The organism is Pseudomonas sp. B21-035 (assembly GCF_024748945.1).
Classification (GTDB): domain Bacteria; phylum Pseudomonadota; class Gammaproteobacteria; order Pseudomonadales; family Pseudomonadaceae; genus Aquipseudomonas.
Genome location: NZ_CP087179.1, coordinates 1707626 through 1725337, shown reverse-complemented (window position 1 = coordinate 1725337; position 17712 = coordinate 1707626). Strand labels below are relative to the sequence as shown.

23 protein-coding genes are annotated in these 17712 nt (G+C 64.7%); 3 read left to right on the top strand and 20 right to left on the bottom strand.

The features are described 5' to 3' along the window. From LOY22_RS08005 to LOY22_RS07995, 3 genes are all read right to left on the bottom strand, one after another. On the bottom strand, window positions 1-663 hold the full coding sequence (locus tag LOY22_RS08005) for a hypothetical protein (RefSeq protein WP_045200362.1): 663 nt from the start codon (window positions 661-663) through the stop codon (window positions 1-3). Between the two features lie 209 nt (window positions 664-872). Next, window positions 873-1211, bottom strand: a complete 339-nt coding sequence (locus LOY22_RS08000; RefSeq protein WP_045200360.1) for an FKBP-type peptidyl-prolyl cis-trans isomerase — start codon at window positions 1209-1211, stop codon at window positions 873-875. Between the two features lie 79 nt (window positions 1212-1290). After that, window positions 1291-2229, bottom strand: coding sequence for a DMT family transporter (locus LOY22_RS07995; RefSeq protein ID WP_093385562.1), 939 nt, complete (start codon window positions 2227-2229; stop codon window positions 1291-1293). 153 nt (window positions 2230-2382) lie between these two features. Here LOY22_RS07995 and LOY22_RS07990 point away from each other — a divergent pair, with 153 nt between their 5' ends. Further along, window positions 2383-3276 carry a LysR substrate-binding domain-containing protein gene (locus LOY22_RS07990; RefSeq protein ID WP_093385566.1) on the top strand — a complete coding sequence of 298 codons (894 nt, stop codon included), beginning with the start codon at window positions 2383-2385 and terminating at the stop codon, window positions 3274-3276. On the opposite strand, the gene LOY22_RS07985 is transcribed toward LOY22_RS07990, so the two are convergent. The 12 genes from LOY22_RS07985 to ccmA are packed head-to-tail and all read right to left on the bottom strand — an operon-like array spanning window position 3269 to window position 12058. Then, window positions 3269-3676, bottom strand: coding sequence for a GFA family protein (locus LOY22_RS07985; RefSeq protein ID WP_045200354.1), 408 nt, complete (start codon window positions 3674-3676; stop codon window positions 3269-3271). The two genes, LOY22_RS07990 and LOY22_RS07985, sit on opposite strands and share 8 nt — an antisense overlap. 46 nt (window positions 3677-3722) lie before the next feature. Beyond that, window positions 3723-4661 (bottom strand): 2-hydroxyacid dehydrogenase, encoded by a 939-nt coding sequence (locus LOY22_RS07980; protein WP_258597068.1) that lies wholly within the window; start codon window positions 4659-4661, stop codon window positions 3723-3725. Between the two features lie 47 nt (window positions 4662-4708). Next, window positions 4709-5122: a lipoprotein gene (locus tag LOY22_RS07975; RefSeq protein ID WP_045200350.1), complete on the bottom strand. Its 414-nt coding sequence runs from the start codon at window positions 5120-5122 to the stop codon at window positions 4709-4711. Window positions 5123-5132: 10 nt separating this feature from the next. After that, the gene (gene ccmI, locus LOY22_RS07970) at window positions 5133-6335 is read right to left on the bottom strand and encodes a c-type cytochrome biogenesis protein CcmI (protein WP_045200348.1); all 1203 of its coding nucleotides are present in this window, start codon (window positions 6333-6335) and stop codon (window positions 5133-5135) included. After that, window positions 6328-6804 carry a cytochrome c-type biogenesis protein gene (locus tag LOY22_RS07965; protein ID WP_045200346.1) on the bottom strand — a complete coding sequence of 159 codons (477 nt, stop codon included), beginning with the start codon at window positions 6802-6804 and terminating at the stop codon, window positions 6328-6330. The genes ccmI and LOY22_RS07965 overlap by 8 nt, the downstream gene beginning before the upstream one ends. Continuing rightward, window positions 6801-7334, bottom strand: a complete 534-nt coding sequence (locus tag LOY22_RS07960; protein ID WP_045200344.1) for a DsbE family thiol:disulfide interchange protein — start codon at window positions 7332-7334, stop codon at window positions 6801-6803. The genes LOY22_RS07965 and LOY22_RS07960 overlap by 4 nt, the downstream gene beginning before the upstream one ends. Further along, window positions 7331-9304: a heme lyase CcmF/NrfE family subunit gene (locus LOY22_RS07955; protein ID WP_176794336.1), complete on the bottom strand. Its 1974-nt coding sequence runs from the start codon at window positions 9302-9304 to the stop codon at window positions 7331-7333. The genes LOY22_RS07960 and LOY22_RS07955 overlap by 4 nt, the downstream gene beginning before the upstream one ends. An 11-nt stretch (window positions 9305-9315) precedes the next feature. Next, window positions 9316-9771 carry a cytochrome c maturation protein CcmE gene (gene ccmE, locus LOY22_RS07950; protein WP_045200340.1) on the bottom strand — a complete coding sequence of 152 codons (456 nt, stop codon included), beginning with the start codon at window positions 9769-9771 and terminating at the stop codon, window positions 9316-9318. After that, window positions 9768-9944, bottom strand: coding sequence for a heme exporter protein CcmD (gene ccmD / locus LOY22_RS07945; RefSeq protein ID WP_038996352.1), 177 nt, complete (start codon window positions 9942-9944; stop codon window positions 9768-9770). Before ccmD ends, ccmE begins: the two co-directional genes overlap by 4 nt. Then, the gene (locus tag LOY22_RS07940) at window positions 9941-10717 is read right to left on the bottom strand and encodes a heme ABC transporter permease (protein ID WP_093385574.1); all 777 of its coding nucleotides are present in this window, start codon (window positions 10715-10717) and stop codon (window positions 9941-9943) included. Before LOY22_RS07940 ends, ccmD begins: the two co-directional genes overlap by 4 nt. Before the next feature lie 43 nt (window positions 10718-10760). After that, a complete protein-coding gene (ccmB, locus tag LOY22_RS07935) occupies window positions 10761-11429 on the bottom strand; it encodes a heme exporter protein CcmB (RefSeq protein WP_026001415.1) in 669 nt (222 codons plus the stop codon). Beyond that, window positions 11426-12058: a cytochrome c biogenesis heme-transporting ATPase CcmA gene (gene ccmA / locus LOY22_RS07930; protein ID WP_045200338.1), complete on the bottom strand. Its 633-nt coding sequence runs from the start codon at window positions 12056-12058 to the stop codon at window positions 11426-11428. Before ccmA ends, ccmB begins: the two co-directional genes overlap by 4 nt. A 163-nt stretch (window positions 12059-12221) precedes the next feature. Between ccmA and LOY22_RS07925 the strand changes: the two genes are divergently transcribed. Together LOY22_RS07925 and LOY22_RS07920 are read left to right on the top strand one after the other, a co-directional pair. Then, window positions 12222-13790: a flagellar hook-length control protein FliK gene (locus LOY22_RS07925; protein WP_045200336.1), complete on the top strand. Its 1569-nt coding sequence runs from the start codon at window positions 12222-12224 to the stop codon at window positions 13788-13790. After that, the gene (locus LOY22_RS07920) at window positions 13787-14119 is read left to right on the top strand and encodes an EscU/YscU/HrcU family type III secretion system export apparatus switch protein (protein WP_045200334.1); all 333 of its coding nucleotides are present in this window, start codon (window positions 13787-13789) and stop codon (window positions 14117-14119) included. The genes LOY22_RS07925 and LOY22_RS07920 overlap by 4 nt, the downstream gene beginning before the upstream one ends. A gap of 75 nt (window positions 14120-14194) precedes the next feature. Here LOY22_RS07920 and LOY22_RS07915 read toward each other — a convergent pair whose 3' ends face one another. From LOY22_RS07915 to motD, 5 genes are all read right to left on the bottom strand, one after another. Further along, window positions 14195-14587, bottom strand: a complete 393-nt coding sequence (locus tag LOY22_RS07915; protein WP_258597062.1) for a DUF2802 domain-containing protein — start codon at window positions 14585-14587, stop codon at window positions 14195-14197. 1 nt (window position 14588) lies between these two features. Then, on the bottom strand, window positions 14589-15068 hold the full coding sequence (locus tag LOY22_RS07910) for a chemotaxis protein CheW (protein ID WP_010225041.1): 480 nt from the start codon (window positions 15066-15068) through the stop codon (window positions 14589-14591). A 64-nt stretch (window positions 15069-15132) separates the two neighbouring features. Beyond that, entirely contained in the window at window positions 15133-15990 is an 858-nt protein-coding gene (locus tag LOY22_RS07905) for a CheW domain-containing protein (RefSeq protein ID WP_213602053.1), read from the bottom strand. Next, window positions 15990-16778 carry a ParA family protein gene (locus LOY22_RS07900; RefSeq protein WP_045200330.1) on the bottom strand — a complete coding sequence of 263 codons (789 nt, stop codon included), beginning with the start codon at window positions 16776-16778 and terminating at the stop codon, window positions 15990-15992. The genes LOY22_RS07905 and LOY22_RS07900 overlap by 1 nt, the downstream gene beginning before the upstream one ends. A 45-nt stretch (window positions 16779-16823) precedes the next feature. Continuing rightward, entirely contained in the window at window positions 16824-17711 is an 888-nt protein-coding gene (gene motD, locus LOY22_RS07895; protein ID WP_045200328.1) for a flagellar motor protein MotD, read from the bottom strand. Window position 17712: the final 1 nt, after the last annotated feature.

Here is a 17712-nt window from a genome sequence, read left to right as displayed (position 1 = left end):
TCAGCTCGGGCAGCTGTGCTCGCCGTTGTTCAGGCCCTGCTTGTAGTTGCGGCTGAGCAGGCTGGCCTTGCCGTCGTGCCAGGTCAGGGTCAGTACGTACATCGAGTCGAAATCCTCACCGTCCCAGTCGTCGGTGATCACCCGTTTTTCACCGAGGGCCTTGCCGGCCACGGTGTTGATCAGTTCCGGCAGGTAGCCGTGGGACCAGGCGGTATAGACGGTGGCGTTGCGGTACTTGTCCTGCAGCAGTTCGTCGGCCAGATCGCCGGTATCGTTGGCGCCGAAGTCGATGTTCACCGGCAGGCCGAGCTTGATGGCACTGGGGCTGATGGTCATCAGCGGGCGGATATAGCTGTAGGCGTCGTCGTTGCTGCCCTCTTCGACGTGCCGGGACGGGTTGGCCGCGAACACATAGTCAGCCTTGCCGAACTTCTCCGGCAGCAAGGTGGCCAGGTCCAGGGCGCGGTTCAGGCCCTGGCAGTTGAGCTGCCCCAGGCCCTCGCCGGGCTTTTCGGCATGACGCAGGAACACCAGGGTCTGCACACCGTCCACAGGTGCTGCGCGGCTTTCCAGCGCCTCGACGGCCAGCAGGCCGACACCGGCAAGCAGGGCAAGGGACAACGCAGCGTGACGGTGACGCTTGAACAGGGAGGGCAACTTCATAGGGCTCTTCACAGCAAAAAGGGTTGAGGCTGACCCGCCTGTGCCACCCCGCGGCCGAAGCCGCGGGGGGATCCCTGTCTGATGCTCCATCCGTGGAATCGGGCATGCTTCAGAGTGCAAGAATGCCATTTGGTTCGATCCCTGAGCGCTCGGCCCTGAGCCAGAGCTACTGTAGCGCCTTGATGTTGCTGAATTAAGACCGACGGCGCTCAATCGTCGCGGGTAAGGACTTCGAGCAGCTCGATCTCGAAGGTCAGGTCGGAGTTGGGCGGGATCTTGCCCAGGCTGCGCTCGCCATAGCCCAGGTGCGCCGGCACCAGCAGTTTGCGTTTGCCGCCGACCTGCATGCCCATCAGGCCCTGGTCCCAACCCTTGATCACCCGGCCGGTGCCGATCACGCACTGGAACGGCTTGCCACGGCTGTGGGAGGAATCGAACTCCGTGCCGTCGGCGAGCCAGCCGGTGTACTGGGTGGTGATCAGCGCGCCCTTGACCACGGCCTTGCCGTCGCCTGGCTGGATATCGATGATTTGCAGTTCGCTGCTCATGCTTGACCTCGTTGAAGCGGGATATGCCTTTGGTGGCCAGCGTTTTCGCAGGGTTGGCGAGGTTTTGCAAGGCCAGCGATCAAGCCTGGGCAGTCACCACCACCCTGCCCGGCTCGTGCTGGCGCATCGACCAGCAGACGCCGCCGATCACCAGGACAATCGCCAGGCCCTCCAGCAGGCTCGGGCCGCTCTGACGCCAGATGAAGGCGTAGAGCAAAGCGAACAGGGTCTCGAAGACGATCAACTGGCCGCTCAACGTCACTGGCATGCGCTTGGACGCGGCATTCCACAGCAGCGCCGCCAGCCACGAGCCGAACACCGCGCAACCCAGGCTGTACAGCCAGAACAGCGTCCAGCGCTCAGGCGCCGCCTCGACCTGCAACTGCGCCGGCTGCCACAGCGCCAGCAGCGCCACCAGCACCAGGCTCAACACGCCGGTCATCACCCCGTTGAGCACCGACCATTGATGGCTGTCGAAATGCCCGCACTGCTTGAGGTAACGGCTGTTGTGCACCGCGTACCAGGTCCAGCAGGCCAGCGCGCCGAGGGCATAAAGTACCCCGGCCAGTTTGTCGGCCACCGCTCCCGGCTCGAGGGCAAAGGTCTGCAGGTTGATGCACAGCATGCCGGCCAGGATCAGGCCCAGCGGCAGCAACAACTGACGCAGCGCCACCCCGCCGCTGTCGTGACGGCCATACAGGGTGATGGTCAGCGGCAGTACGCCGACAATCAACGACGCCGGCGCTACACCCAGGCGCTGGATCGCCGCCACCAGGCAGATGAAGTACAGCAGGTTGCCGATCAGCGCCAGGCGCCCGATCATCCACAGGTCGCCCAGGGTCAGGCGTCCGAGGGCCTTGCGCATGGGGATCGCCAGCACCAGGGTCACCAGGCCGAACAGCACGAAACGCGCGCAGCTGAGCAGCACCGGGCTGAACTCCGACAACAGCTGCGGCACCATCAATACCAGCCCCCACATCGCACCGGCTACCCCGGCATACGCCACACCCCGTTTCACGTGCCTGCTCCTGATCTAAGAAGAGCGCAGGCTAACGCCTGGACAGCGCCTGGACAAAAGATCATTCGGCATGCAGGCATTCCCTGCAGGAATACCTTTCACGCTGAAAGCATCGACCTTATGATTCAGACATTCCCCAGACCGGACCGTCACATGAGCCGCTTCAGCCGTCACCTGCCGCCCCTGGACACCCTGATCGCGTTCGAGGCAGTGGTGCGTACCGGCAGCTTTACCCGCGCGGCCAGCGAGCTGTACCTGACCCAGAGCGCGGTGAGCAAACAGATCAAGCTGCTGGAAGAACACCTCGGCGCGCTGCTGTTCGAGCGGCGCGCCCGGGGCATCGCGCTGACGGCGGCCGGCGACGGCTTCAATGCCATCGTCGAGCCCATGCTGGAAAGCCTGCTGGCCAATGTGCTGCGTCTTAAAAGCGGCCACGGCAGCCGCAACGTCAGCGTCATCTGCACCCATGCGGTGGCCCAGTACTGGTTGTTTCCGCGCCTGCTGCGCTTCAACGAACAGCACCCGGAGCTGACGGTGAACATTCATGCCAGCAACGAAATCAGCGAAAGCGATATTGGCAATTACGACTTCGGCATTCTCTATGGCCATGGCCACTGGAGCTCGCTCAAGGCCAGCAAGTTGTTCGATGAGGCCATCTACCCGATCGCCAGCGTCAAACGTGCCCTGCCCGCTGTGCAGTCACTGAGTGAGTTGCAAGCCTTGCCGTTGATCCAGCTGGATGCCTCGGCCTGGAACTGCCTGGACTGGCAGGACTGGTTCGGCCATCAGGGCTTGCGTTACCAGGCGCCGGCCAATGCGGTGACCTTCAACCAGGTCAACCTGGTGTTCGATGCGGTGATGCAGGGGATGGGCGTGGGCCTTGGCTGGGAGTTCATGGCCCGCGAGCGGATCGACAACGGCCTGATCCGCCAGGTCTCGGAGTTTGTCGTGCACACCGGGCAAGCCGACTACCTGGTGCACGACAAACAGGCCCTGCGCTCGCCGGCGGCGCAGGTGTTCGAGGACTGGTTGCTGGCGCTTAGCTGAACATGGCTTCGACTTCGGCTGCGGTCATCGTCGGCGTGCCTCGGGCCAGGCAGTAGTACTCAGGTTTCTTGTCGATATACACCTGTAGGTCGAACACCCAGTCGGTGTCACCCTCAAGTACACCCACCGACACCGCGTCGAAATTGCCGGATTTCAGCCGGTACAACAGGTGCGTGCCACAGGCGCCGCAGAACCCGCGCTGGGCCCAGTCGGAGGAGTCATGGAACACCGGCTGGCCGCGGGTGAACTTCACTGGCTGCGCGCAGTGCACCGACAAAAACGGCCCGCCGCCCCACTGCCGGCACATGCCGCAATGGCAGGCGTTGACGCTGGCTTTCTCAAGGCTGACGCTGAGTTTGACGGCGCCGCACAGGCAGCTACCGTGTTTTTCCAGGGACATGATCAAGGCTCCTTGCTGGGAGAAGAGCCGGCAAGTCTAGCAGCTGTCAGGCCGTGACCGGGGTCAGCACCGGCTCGCCGGCAAAAAACGCCTGCAGGTTGCGTAGCACCAGTTGCACGGTGTCGCGCGCCGCTTCCGGCGACTGGCCGGCGACGTGCGGGGTCAGCACTACCGTGGGCAAGGCCTTCAGGGCTTCGGGCACTGCCGGTTCGTCATCGAACACATCCAGCCCGGCACCGGCGATCACGCCGTTTTCCAAGGCATCGACCAGGTCCGCCGTGCTGACGACGCTAGCCCGGGCGATGTTGACCAGAAAGCCCTCTGCCCCCAGCGCTTCAAGCACCGGCTTGTCGATCAACTGGTGAGTAGCGGCGCCGCCCGGGGTGGCGACAATCAGAAAGTCCGATTCCCGGGCCAAGGCCAGGGGGCTGTCGCAATAGTGATAAGCGACGTCGCTACGCGGCGTGCGGTTGTGGTAATTCACCGGCATGTCGAAGCCCTGCGCTGCCCGCTTGGCGATCGCCAGGCCGACCGCGCCGAGGCCGAGAATGCCCAGGCGCTTGCCGCTGACCGACGGGCTGATCACCCGGTTCCACTCGCCACGGCGGGTCGAGGCATCGGCGCGGGGAATATCGCGCACCACCGCCAGCAGCAAGGCCATGGCATGGTCGGCGACCGCCGTGGCATTGGCGCCAGCACCGTTGGTCACAGTAATACCCCGGGCAGCAGCGGCCGCAAGGTCGACCTGCTCGTAACCGGCACCGATCACACAGATGATTTTCAAGGCGGGCAACGCGGCCATTTCATCGGCGTACAGGCCCAGCGGACCCCGGGTCAGCACTGCATCGATCTGGCTGCCATGGCGGGCAATGGCCTCGGCGCGCAAGGCCGGGGTCTGCGCGCGGATCAGGCGAAAGCCGTTGTGTTCCAACAGGGGAAGGTAGTCGTCGACCGTTTCTACCAGCACCAGTACCGTTTGTGTCATGCCTTGCTCCCGGGCTATTGGCGAGGGGGCATTATGCGCAGCTCAGGTTACTGGGCGAAAGCCCGGCCCAGACCGCCCGGCACGCCACTGCTGTCGGTTTCCTGCCAGGGGCCGTTGAGGTTGGTCGACCAGCTCCAGCCGTTGTTCCAGCGGTAGTAGGTGCGCTGGCGATAGAAGGTGTTGGTCTTGCCGTCGAGCACATACACGCCCAGGCGCGGGTCCCAGTGGCTGGCGCCACCGGGCGGAGGCGCAAAGCTCGGTGAGGTACGCTGCACTGGCTTGGGCACCGGGGTCACGGCCGGCTTGCTCGGCACCGCGCCCGGCTTGGGCGCAGGCTTGCTGCCCGGGCCCGGCGGCAGGGTTTCGATTGGCGGCGCGGTGGGTTCGGAGGGCTGGTGAACGGTACATGCACTCAAGCCCACAACCAGGGAAAGAAGGGTCAGGCGTGCGATGCTGTTCATAGTCGGTCTCTTACTGGTCCGGGCTGTCGATGGTCAGGTGCTGCGCAGCGGTCGTGCTGCTGGCCAGCGGAGCACCCTTGCCAACCCATTCGCCCTGGGTCGGCTGGCCAGCGCGAGAGATGCGCGCAACCAGTTGGACTTCAGGGAAGCTCGACAGTTTCATGTTCGGCATCATCGCGTCGCTGTCGCTCAGCTCGACCTCGATCGGCAGCTGCGCCACGGTTACCCGCTTGGCCGCCAGCGGCATCGGCGGGCCGGAACTTGCACGGGCAAAGATGAATACAGTGTCATCGGCCTTGACCTTGTCCTTGAGCGCCGCCGCAAGCTCGACCCGAACCTTCAGGCGTGCCGTGCCCTGCTCGGCAACTGCCGGTGCGGCCTTGCCCTCGCCGGCCTTGAGCTTGTCGCTGGCGCGCTCGATACCGCCCTGCAACGCTGCCCGCGAGGCGTCGCCCTCGGGCAGTTGCGCCAGCAGGCGGTTCCAGTAATCAATGGCTTGCTGGTAGTGCTCAGCCTCGAATGCAGCGATGCCCAGCAGGCCAAGGCTGGTGACTTCGTTGGGGTCGGCCTTGAGCGCTTCGTCGGTGAGGGCCTGCAATTGCCCGCTCCATTGCTTGTTGTTGGCAAAGTACAGCGCCTGCGCCCACTGCCCGAGCAGCTCCGGCTGGCGCCCGGCAACCGCGGCGGCACGCTCGAAGACGTTGGCGGCGTCGGCCGGACGCTCCTGGGCCATGTAGGCACGGCCAAGGAAGTACAAGCCTTCGGCCGAATCCGGCTGGGCCTTGACGGCCAGCTCCAGGCGGCGGGTCATTTCTTCCATGGACTGCGGCGCCTTGGCGAACTGCTGGGTCAGCTCGACCTGCTCGCTGGCACCAAAGTGCAGGTACAGGCCCAGGCCCATCAGCGGCACCAGCACCGCCGCCAGCAGCGGCAAGGGTTTGCCCAGGCGGCCCAGGCGCTGCGGTTCAGCGCCCTCGGTGTCGGCCAGCAGCTCGCGCGCGGCCTCGTCGCGGCCCTTGCCGAACTGCTCGGCATCGAGCACCCCGGCGGCCTGCTGGCTTGCCAGTTCGGCGACGCGCTCCTGATACAGGGCGACGTTGAGGGCGGTACGGTCTTCTTCCTGTTGCGCACGACGGCCGCGCAACACCGGGATCAGCAAAAAGCTCAGGGCCACCAGCAACAGCAGGCCTGCAGCAAGCCAGAAATCAGTCATGGGTCTGTTCTTTGTCCAGCAATTTGGCGAGGCGCTCACGCTCCTCGGACGAAAGGTCGGCGTTGCCTGCTGCCGCCTGGCCACGGCGCTTGCGCACGATCAGCGCGAGCACGGTGAAGCCGCCCAGCAGCAACACGCCAGGGCCAAACCAGAGCAGCCAGGTGCGGGCGCTCAGGGCCGGTTTGTAGCGGACGAAATCACCGTAGCGATCGACCATGAAGTCGATGATCTGCTGATTGCTCTGGCCCTCGCCGAGCATGCGGAAGATCTCCCGACGCAGGTCGGCGGCAATCGGTGCGTTGGAGTCGGCGATGTCCTGGTTCTGGCACTTGGGGCAGCGCAGTTCCTTGGTCAGCTCGTGATAACGCGCGCGTTCCGCCTCATCGGCAAACTGGTAGGTATCGATCGCCGCCTGGGTTACCCCGGCCAGGCTCAGGCCGAGGACGGCGGCCGCCAGCCAGCGCTTCATGGCTTGGCCTCATCGACCAGGCTCTGGTACTGCGGCGCCAGTTGCTCGCGCCAAACGGTGGCGTCAACCACCCCGACGTGCTTGTAGCGGATGACGCCCTTGGCATCGATCAGGAAGGTTTCCGGCGCGCCATAAACACCCAGGTCCAGGCCCAGGCTGCCCTGCTCGTCACGGATGTCGAGCTGGTAGGGGTTGTGGAACTCGGCCAGCCACTTCAGTGCGGCGGCGTTGTCGTCCTTGTAGTTGACGCCGTGGATCACCACGCCCTGCTCGGCCAGCTTGTTCAGGTACGGGTGCTCGACCTTGCACGACGGGCACCAGGTGGCCCAGACGTTGACCAGCGCCGGCTTGCCGAGCAGGTCGGCCTCGGTCAGCGGCTTGCCGTCGACCGATTGCAGGGCAAAGGCCGGGAACGGCTTGCCGATCATCGCCGAGGGCAGTTCGCTCGGGTCGAGGAACAGCCCGCGGTAGAGAAACACCGCCACCAGCAGAAACACCGCCAGCGGCAGCACCATGATCCAACGCTTCATGCAGTAGCTCCAGACATGCCCAGTGCCTCACGCACACGGGTTTTAACCTTGACGCGATAGCGACCATCCAGTGCCGCCAGCAAACCGCCCAGGCCGGTCAGCAGGCCGCCCAGCCAGATCCAGCGCACAAACGGCTTGACGTGCACCCGCACCGCCCAGGCGCCGTTATCCAGCGGCTCGCCGAGGGCGACGTAGAGATCACGGGTGAAACCGGCATCGATGCCGGCTTCGGTCATCATCGACTGCTGCACGGTGTACAGGCGTTTTTCCGGGTGCAGCACGCTGATCTCACGACCGTTTTCGACCACCCGCACGGTGCCCTTGTCGGAGGTGAAGTTCGGCCCCTCAAAATGCTTGGCGCCCTCGAAGATGAACTGGTAACCGGCCAGCTCCACCGACTCGCCCGGCGCCAGGCGCAGGTCGCGTTCGGCGCTGTTGTTGCTCGACAGCACCACGCCCAGGGCGCACACCGCCAGGCCCAGGTGGGCGACGTGCATGCCCCAGTAGCTGCGGTTGAGGCCGCGCAGGCCTTTGAACAAGCCTTTGTGGCGGGTCTTGTCGAGGATGTCGCGGGCCCCGGCCAGGACAATCCACGCAGCCAGGGCAAAGGTGGTCAGCACCTGCCAGTCAAAGTCATCCACCAGCAGGCCGCCGATCGGTGCCAGCACGGCGCTGGCGATCAGCACCGGGGTGAGCATGCCCAGCAGCCATTTGCTCGGGGTGTCTTTCCAGCGCACCAGCACGCCCACCGCCATGACCACCATCAACAGCGCCATCAACGGGATGAACAGCGCATCGAAGTACGGCGGGCCGACCGACAGCTTGGCCCCGGTCAGGGCATCGAGAATCAGCGGGTAAAGGGTGCCGAGCAGGATCATCGACGCCGCCACCACCAGTATCAGGTTATTGGCCAGCAGCAGGGTTTCCCGCGACCACAGGGCAAAGCCGACCTGGCTCTTGACCACTGGCGCGCGCAGGGCGAACAGGGTCAGCGAACCGCCGACCACGAACAGCAGGAAGATCAGGATGAAGATGCCGCGCTCAGGGTCGGAGGCGAAGGCATGCACCGAGGTCAGTACCCCGGAACGCACCAGGAAGGTACCCAGCAGGCTCAGGGAGAACGCGGCAATGGCCAACAGCACCGTCCAGCTCTTGAACACGCCGCGCTTCTCGGTGACCGCCAGCGAGTGAATCAGCGCGGTGCCGACCAGCCAGGGCATGAACGAGGCGTTCTCGACCGGGTCCCAGAACCACCAGCCGCCCCAGCCCAGCTCGTAATAGGCCCACCAGGAACCGAGGGTGATGCCGATACCGAGGAAGGCCCAGGCGACGATGGTCCACGGCCGCGACCAGCGCGCCCAGGCGGCGTCCAGGCGCCCGCCAAGCAAGGCGGCGATGGCGAAGGCGAAGGCCACCGAGAAGCCCACGTAGCCCATGTACAGCATCGGCGGGTGAACGATCAGGCCGATGTCCTGCAGCAGCGGGTTGAGGTCGGCGCCGTCACTCGGCATCTGCGGCAGCAGGCGCTTGAACGGGTTGGAGGTGATGATCAGGAACGACAGGAAGCCGACGCTGATCATGCCCATCACCGCCAGCACCCGCGCCAGCATCACCTGCGGCAATTGCCGGGAGAAGATCGACACGGCAAAGGTCCAGCCGCCGAGGATCATCGCCCACAGCAGCAGCGAGCCCTCGTGGGCGCCCCACACGGCGCTGAACTTGAAGTACCAGGGCAAGGCGCTGTTGGAGTTGTTGGCCACATAGGCGACCGAGAAGTTGTCGGTCATGAAGGCGTGGGTCAGGCAGGCGAAGGCGAACGCCAGGAAGGCGAACTGGCCCCAGGCGGCCGGGCGCGCCAGGCTCATCCACAGGCTGTCGCCGCGCCAGGCGCCGAGCAGCGGGATGGTGGCCTGGACGCAGGCGAAGCAGATCGCCAGGATCATCGCCAGCTGGCCCAGTTCAGGAATGATCAGTGCCGCATTCATGGCTTGGCTCCGGCATCGGTGGCGACCTGGCCGCTTTCCTTGAGGGCCTTGGTGACCTCTGGCGGCATGTATTTCTCGTCGTGCTTGGCCAGCACTTCATCGGCCACTACCACGCCTTCGGCGTTGAGCTTGCCCAGGGCGACGATGCCCTGCCCTTCGCGGAACAGGTCGGGGAGGATGCCGCGGTAGGTGATCGGCACCGACTTGTTGAAATCGGTGACCACGAAGCGCACGTCCAGCGAGTCGCCGGAGCGTTGCAGCGAGCCTTTCTCGACCATGCCGCCAGCGCGGATGCGGGTGTCCAGCGGCGCTTCGCCGTTGGCGATCTGGGTCGGGGTGTAGAACAGGTTGATGTTCTGTTGCAGGGCACTCAGGGCCAGGCCCACGGCAATGCCAATCCCGGCCAGCAGGCCGAGGATGATGAACAGACGCTTTTTACGCTGCGGATTCACGGTTTGTTCTCCCGGCGCAGACGGCGCGCCTGTTCTTGCAAATAACGGCGCTTGGCGCGCACCGGCGCGGCGACGTTGAGGGCCAGCACCAGCAGGCAGATGCCGTAGGCCGACCAGACGTACAGGCCGTGATGGCCCATGGCGAGAAAATCACTGAAGGAGGCAAAGCTCATCGCGCCATCTCCCGACCCAGGCTGTTCAATACCTCCTCCTTGACCCAGCTGGCGCGCGCCTCGCGCTTGAGCACCTCAAGGCGCATGCGCAGCAACAGCACGGCGCCGAAGAAGCAGTAGAAACCCAGCACCGTCAGCAGCAGCGGCAGCCACATCTCGACGGGCATCGCCGGCTTTTCGGTGAGGGTGAAGGTGGCGCCCTGGTGCAGGGTGTTCCACCACTCCACCGAGTACTTGATGATCGGGATGTTGATCACCCCGACGATGGCCAGCACCGCGCAGGCCTTGGCCGCGCTCTCACGATTGCTGATGGCATGGCTCAGGGCAATGAGACCGAAGTACAGAAAAAGCAGGATCAGCATCGACGTCAGTCGCGCATCCCAGACCCACCAGCTGCCCCAGGTCGGCTTGCCCCAGATGGCGCCGGTGACCAGCGCCACGGCGGTCATCCAGGCGCCGATGGGCGCCGCGCATTGCAGGGCGACGTCGGCGATCTTCATCTTCCACACCAGGCCCACCACCCCGGCCACCGCCAGCATCACGTAGCAGGACTGGGCAAGCATCGCCGCCGGCACGTGGATGTAGATGATCCGGAAGCTATTACCTTGCTGGTAATCCTGGGGCGCGAAGGCCAGGCCCCAGACCACGCCGATGCCGATCAGCAGGATGGCGGCAATCGCCAGCCACGGCAGCATCCGCCCGCTGATGGAATAGAACCATTTGGGTGAACCCAGTTTGTGAAACCACGTCCAGCTGATTGCGCTGCTTTTCATCACGGTACATCCAGGGTCTTTGCTGGGCTGGGCCCAGACCTCATTATTCGCCGACGCTGATCTTCAGGCCAGCCGCTATTGCAAAGGGTGCCAGAGTTACTGCCAGGGCGGTCAGGCTGCCAAGCCAGAGCAGATAACCGGTCGCCGGCATAGCTTGCAGTGCCGCCTGCAAGGCGCCACTGCCCAGGATCAATACCGGGATATATAACGGCAAAATAAGTAGCGCCAGCAGCAGGCCGCCACGTTTCAAGCCGACTGTCAGGGCCGCACCCACGGCGCCCAACAGGCTCAGTACCGGGGTACCGAGCAAGAGCGATGCCAGCAGTACCGGCAGGCACGCCGCAGGCAAACCTAGCATCAGTGCCAGCAAGGGTGCCAACAATACCAGTGCCAGGCCGGAAAAGGCCCAGTGTGCCAGCACTTTCGCCAGCACCAGAAGAGGCAGGGGGTGCGACGAAAGGACCCACTGTTCGAGCGAGCCATCCTCGAAATCACTGCGGAAAAGCCCGTCCAGCGAGAGCAGAACCGATAAAAGCGCTGCCACCCAGACCAGCCCCGGAGACAAGGTTTGCAACAATTGAGTCTCGGGTCCGACCGCCAACGGGAACAGCGCAACGACGATGGCGAAGAACACCAGCGGGTTGGCAAGCTCGGCGGGACGTCGGCACAACAGGCGCGCTTCACGGCGCAACAACAGCACAAAGACACTCATGCGGCCCACTGCCCCAGGTTCAGTTCACGGTAACCGGACGGCTTGCGCTCCAGCGTGTGGTGGGTGGTCAGCACGACCATGCCGCCCTGCTCGCAATGGGCGGCCAGGTGCGCTTCGAGCTGGGCCACGCCCTGTTTGTCGAGGGCAGTGAACGGTTCGTCGAGAATCCACAGCGGCGGGCTGTCCAGGTACAGCCGGGCCAGGGCCACGCGGCGTTGCTGGCCGGCCGACAGGGTGTGGCAGGGGACGTCTTCGAAGCCGCGCAGGCCGACCGCTTCCAGGGCCGTGCGGATCGCCGCCGGCGCTGCAGGGCGATGCAGGGCGCAGAGCCAGGCGAGGTTCTCTTCGGGGCTGAGGACATCCTTGATGCCGGCGGCGTGGCCGATCCACAGGAGGATCCGCGCCAGTTCGTTGCGCTGTTCGGCCAACGGCTTGCCGCTGACTAGAATCTGCCCGGCGGTCGGGCTCATGAGCCCGGCCATCAGGCGCAACAGGCTGGTTTTGCCACTGCCGTTGGGGCCGCTGATCTGCAGCATGTCGCCTGCGCCCAGGTGCAATTCGAGGTTTTCGAAGAGCATTCGCCAGTCGCGCTCGCAGGCCAGGCCCACGGCTTGGAGATGAGGGGTCACGGTTTCGCCTTATGCTTGGGATGCCTGTCTCAAGTCGGTCCCGGCCTTGCCGTTATACTGGCAACGACGATGTGGCCCGGCCGCGCTGATCGCCAAAGATCGGGCGGCATTATACATGTGATGTCCTACTGCAAAGAGGGCTATTTCAACAGGTTGCGAGCGGATGACAGGCGAAATCAACAACCTCGGCACACAGATTCCGGCCAGCCCGCAGCTGCGCTCGGCGATGACCGGCGAACTGCTGCGCCTGCTGCAACCGCAGCAGGCCCTGCTGGCCCCGGGCGAAACCGCCAAGGCCGAGGTCTTGGCCCTGCGCCAGGTCGGCCAGGACTTCCAGATGCTGCTCAAGCTGACCCAGGACAACGGCAAGCAAACCAATGTCCAGGCCAGCAGCACCCTGCCCCTGGCCCAGGGCAGCCAGCTGGCGGTCACCCAGAGCAGCAATGCCAACCTGAGCATTACAGTGCAGCAAGCCATCGCCAGCAGCGTCGCCACCCTGACCCGCATCGACACCCGCGAGCTGCCGGTGGGCACCCTGCTGCAAGGCAAGGTCGTTACCAGCCAGGCATTGCCGGCAAACGCCGGCCAATTGGCGCAGTTTCGCTCGCTGGTCACTTTGCTCGGCGGCCCGCAGGCCGGCGCCACCCTGGCCATCGACAGCCCGCGTCCGCTAACGGTGGGCAGCTTGCTCAGTGCCCGGGTGCAGGGCGATCAGTCGCTGAGCTTCGTGCCGCTCAGCGGCCGCCAGGAACAACTGGCAATCAGCCAGCAATTGAGCAGCCAGCAGAGCCGCCAAGCCTCACTGCAGGGTTTGCTCAGCGCCCTGCAGCAGGTGCGCAGCGATAACAATCAGCCCGCCGAGGTACGCGTCAACGTCGACAAGTTGCTGGCCAGCCTGCCGGATGTGCGTCAGCTCAGCGACCCTAAAGGCCTGGCCCAGGCCCTGAGCAACAGCGGCGTGTTTCTTGAGGCCAAGCTGCTGGCCGGGCTGCCCGCGACTCTCGCACCTGACCTCAAGGCGCAGGTGACGCGCCTGGTGGCGCAACTGCTGCCGGGGCTGCCGGGCAACGCCACCTTCAACCCCGCCGCGGCCGCCAGTACCCTGGCCCAGGTCATGCCCGGCATGGTCCGCAGCGCCCTGGGCATGCTCGGCCAGGTCAGCCCGCGACCACAGCCCGGCGGTTTCCCCCTGCCCTCACGGTCATTGCCAAGCCAGGACGGGGAAGGCGACCTCGAGCACCTGTTGCGCCTGGCCGCCTCAGCCATCTCGCGCCTGCAAAGCCATCAGCTGGCAAGCCTTGAGCAGACCGGCACCACCGCCGATGGCAACCTGCAGACCACCTGGCAACTGGAAATCCCCCTGCGCAACGGTCAGGACTTCATGCCGCTGCAAATGAAGCTGCAGCGCGAAGAAACCCCGGAGCAGCAAAGCGACCCGGAACGCGAGCGTCGCGATCCACTGGAAATGCTCTGGCGCATTGAGCTGGCCTTCGATCTCGATCCACTGGGGCCACTGCAGGTGCAGGCGCAAATCACCCAGGGCAGCCTGTCGAGCCAGCTATGGGCCGAACGGCCGAGCACTGCGCAATTGATCGAAAGCCAGCTTGGCAACTTGCGCGAACGCTTGCTGGCCCGTGGCCTGAACGTTACCGAACTGCACTGCCATCACGGCACACCGCCCCAGGGACCGCGTACGCACCTGGAACAACGATGGGTGGATGAACAGGCATGAGCGACAAGAACCCACGCCAGGCCATCGCCCTGACTTACGACGGTCAGCAGGCCCCGACCCTCAGCGCCAAGGGCGACGACGAGCTGGCCGAGGCAATCCTGAAGATTGCCCGCGAGCATGAAGTGCCGATCTACGAGAACGCCGAACTGGTGCGCCTGTTGGCGCGCATGGAATTGGGCGATCAGATCCCCGAGGCCCTGTACCTGACCATCGCCGAAATCATCGCTTTTGCCTGGCAGCTCAAGGGCAAGGTGCCGGTGGGGTTTGTCGACGAGGGGCCGCAGGAGCGCGATATCACCCCTACCGACCTGAGATTGCCGGGTACCTGAAAGCATCGCGGGGCAAGCCCGCTCCCACACAAGGTGTAGGGGCGGGCTTGCCCCGCGATTGATTCACTGCAACCCTCAGCTGCGGTGCAACTTGCTCATCAACTCCGCCTCAGCCTGGGTCAAACCACAGGACTGGGTCAGCTCATCGACGCTGGCACCCATGCCCACCAGCCGCGCCGCTTGCGCAAACGACAGGCTGTTGGGGTCACGCTGCTCCAGTTGCAGGAGCTTGTCCGGCAAGGGCGCAACCACCGCGCGCAGCTCGTGCAGGGCTTCGCCCATACGCACGCTGCCGTTCTGGTAGTCGTCCAGGCTTTTGGCCAGCTCCTTGATGCGCTGGTCACGCACGGCATCGCCCTGGGCCTGTTGCGCGGCCAGCTCGCGCTGGCGCTTGCTGTAGTTCAGGAAGAACCACAGGCTGACCGCCCAGAGCAGCGCCAGAAATATGACTGCAACCTCGAGGATCAACTCAGATGTTCTCCAGCTCGGACCACTCTTCCTCGGTCATCATCTTGTCCAGCTCGACCAGAATCAGCAGTTCGTTGTTCTTGTTGCACACGCCCTGGATGAACTTGGCCGATTCTTCGTTGCCGACATTCGGCGCGGTCTCGATTTCCGACTGACGCAGGTAAACCACTTCGGCAACGCTGTCGACCAGAATGCCGACCACTTGCTTGTCGGCTTCGATGATGACGATACGGGTGTTGTCGGTGATCTCGCTGGACAGCAGGCCGAAGCGCTGGCGGGTGTCGATCACGGTGACCACGTTACCGCGCAGGTTGATGATGCCCAGCACGTAGCTCGGGGCACCCGGGACCGGGGCGATCTCGGTGTAGCGCAGGACTTCCTGCACCTGCATCACATTGATGCCGTAGGACTCGTTGTCCAGCTTGAAGGTCACCCACTGCAGGATCGGATCTTCGGAACCTTGTGCAGACGATTTTTTCATTCCCCTATCCCTCAAATACCGCCATCGGCGGTGTGCTCAGTGCGGTCGCGGCAGATGCGGCCGATTATTTATGGGTGTTGTGCAGTTGCTTGACTGCGCCACTGGCGATCAACTCGGCCAGCTCGGCGACGTCGAGCAACGCGCACATGTGTTCAATCACGGTGCCGGCCAGCCATGGCCGCTGGCCACGCTGGCTGCGCCACTTGATCTCGTTGGGATCCAGGCGCAGCGAACGGCTGACCTGATGCACCGCCAGGCCCCATTCGTAGCCCTGGACCGAAATCACGTACTGCAGGCCCTGGCGAAAGTCGTCCCGGTAACGGTCGGGCATGACCCAGCGGGCGGTGTCCAATACCTTGAGGTTGCCGCTCTGGCTCGGCAGGATGCCAAGGAACCAGTCAGGCTGGCCGAACAGTGGTGTCAGTTCATGGCCGGCCAGCGAGTAGATCGAGCCCAGGCACACCAGCGGTACCGCCAGGGTCAGGCCGGCAACATCGAACAGCAGGCATTCGAACGGCTCGGCGGCCCAGGCCGGACGGCCATCGATGGTGGCCGGCGGTACCGGTTGATTGGGCGCCGGCGGCAGGTGCACGTCCACCAGCGGCTCGACCGGTGCGACCTGGGCAACCTCAGGCACTTCGACCACAGGCTCCAGCACAGGCTCGACAACCGCTGGCAAGGTCAGCGGCAATACCGGCCGAGATGGCTCGGCAAACGGCCGTGGTTCGGGTTTTACCGCGGCCTGGGCCGCCACCTGGGCATCACGGGCCTGCTCTTCGCGCACAGCCGCCTGGAATTCGTCGGGCTCAACCGAAGCTGGCAGCACTTCGTCGAGTTCTTCGGTGGCCTCCTGCAGCAAGCCATCGAGGTAGCTCTGCAGGGCCATCTGCGGCCGGCTGGCAAGCTGTTGAGGACGATTCATCAGGCCACCTGCAAGGCGAGGTTCTGCGTCAGCAGGTGCTTGAGCAAGGCGCGGTAAGCCACCACGCCGCGGCTTTTGCCGTCGAACTGCGAGGGTGTCAGGCCAGCCCGGCTGGCGTCACGCAGGCGCGTGTCGACCGGGATGTAGCCTTGCCAGATATGCTCGGGGTAAGCGTCGCGCAGCACCCGCAAGGTACCCATCGAGGCCTGGGTACGGCGGTCGAACAGGGTCGGCACGATGTGGTAAGGCAAGGCCTGCTTGCGCGAGCGGTTGACCATCGCCAGGGTGCTGACCATGCGCTCCAGGCCCTTGACCGCCAGGTACTCGGTTTGCACCGGGATCACCAACTGCTGGCTGGCCGCCAGGGCGTTGACCATCAGCACGCCGAGCAACGGCGGGCTGTCGATGATGGCGTAGTCGAAATCCTGCCAAAGCTGCGCCAGAGACTTGGCGATCACCAGGCCCAGGCCACTCTGGCCCGGCGACTGGCGCTCAAGCACGGCCAGGGCGGTGCTCGACGGCAGCAGCGAGATTTTCTCGTCGCTGGTCGGTAACAGCAATTGCCCGGGCAAGCCCTCGGGCACCGTGCCCTTGTGCAGGAACAGGTCGTAGCAACTGTGCTCCAGCGCATCGGGGTTGTGCCCGAAGTAGCTGGTCATCGACCCGTGCGGGTCGAGGTCGACGACAACCACGCGCTTGCCCGCCTCGGCCAGCAGGCCGGCCAGGGCGATGGACGTGGTGGTCTTGCCGACTCCACCTTTTTGATTGGCTACTGCCCAGACTCTCATTGCGTTGCTTCCTCCCGGTACGGCAGCCTGCCCTGCCGGGATCGGTTATAGGGTCGGTGACGGGGAATTGACGCGATTGTCGCCCACCGTCGGTGCTACCGCTGGCGGTGCAGTTTGTGTGCCAGCCCGCTTCATCGCCGCGTCCGGGGTGGCATTGGCGCTGCCAGTGCCAGTCAGGCTGCGGCGTACTTCGAGGTTGCGCGAGATCACCAGCACCACCCGTCGGTTGCGCGCCCGGCCTTCAGCGCTGTCGTTGGCGGCGATCGGCTGGAACTCGCCGTAACCGACCGATGCCATGCGCGCCGGGTTCACCCCTTCCATCGCCAGCAGGCGGACGATACTCGCCGCCCGTGCCGATGACAGCTCCCAGTTGGTCGGGTACTGCGCGGTGCGAATCGGCAGGTCGTCGGTAAAGCCTTCGACGTGCACCGGGTTGGCGAACGGCTTGAGGATCTTCGCCACCTTCTCGATGATGTTGAACGCCACGTCGCTGGGCATGGCGTCGCCGCTGCCGAACAGCAGCGAGGAATTGAGTTCGATCTCGACCCACAGCTCGTTGCCGCGCACGGTCATCTGGTCGGACTTGATCAGGTCGCCGAAGGCGTCGCGCACGTCATCGGTGATGGTCTTGAGCGGGTCGCTGCTGGTTTGCGCCAGGCCCGCATCGACCTGCTCGCTGTCCTTGATCAACGGCTCGGCCGGCTTGACGCTGAGCGGGCGCTCGTCGCCAATGGGGATCGGCTTCATGCTCCGCTCGGGGTCGTTGAACACGCCGATCAGCGCCTGGGAAATGACCTTGTACTTGCCCTCGTTGATCGACGAGATCGAATACATGACCACGAAGAAGGCAAACAGCAAGGTGATGAAGTCGGCGTAGGACACCAGCCAGCGTTCGTGGTTTTCATGCTCTTCGGGTTGTCGACGGCGCGCCATG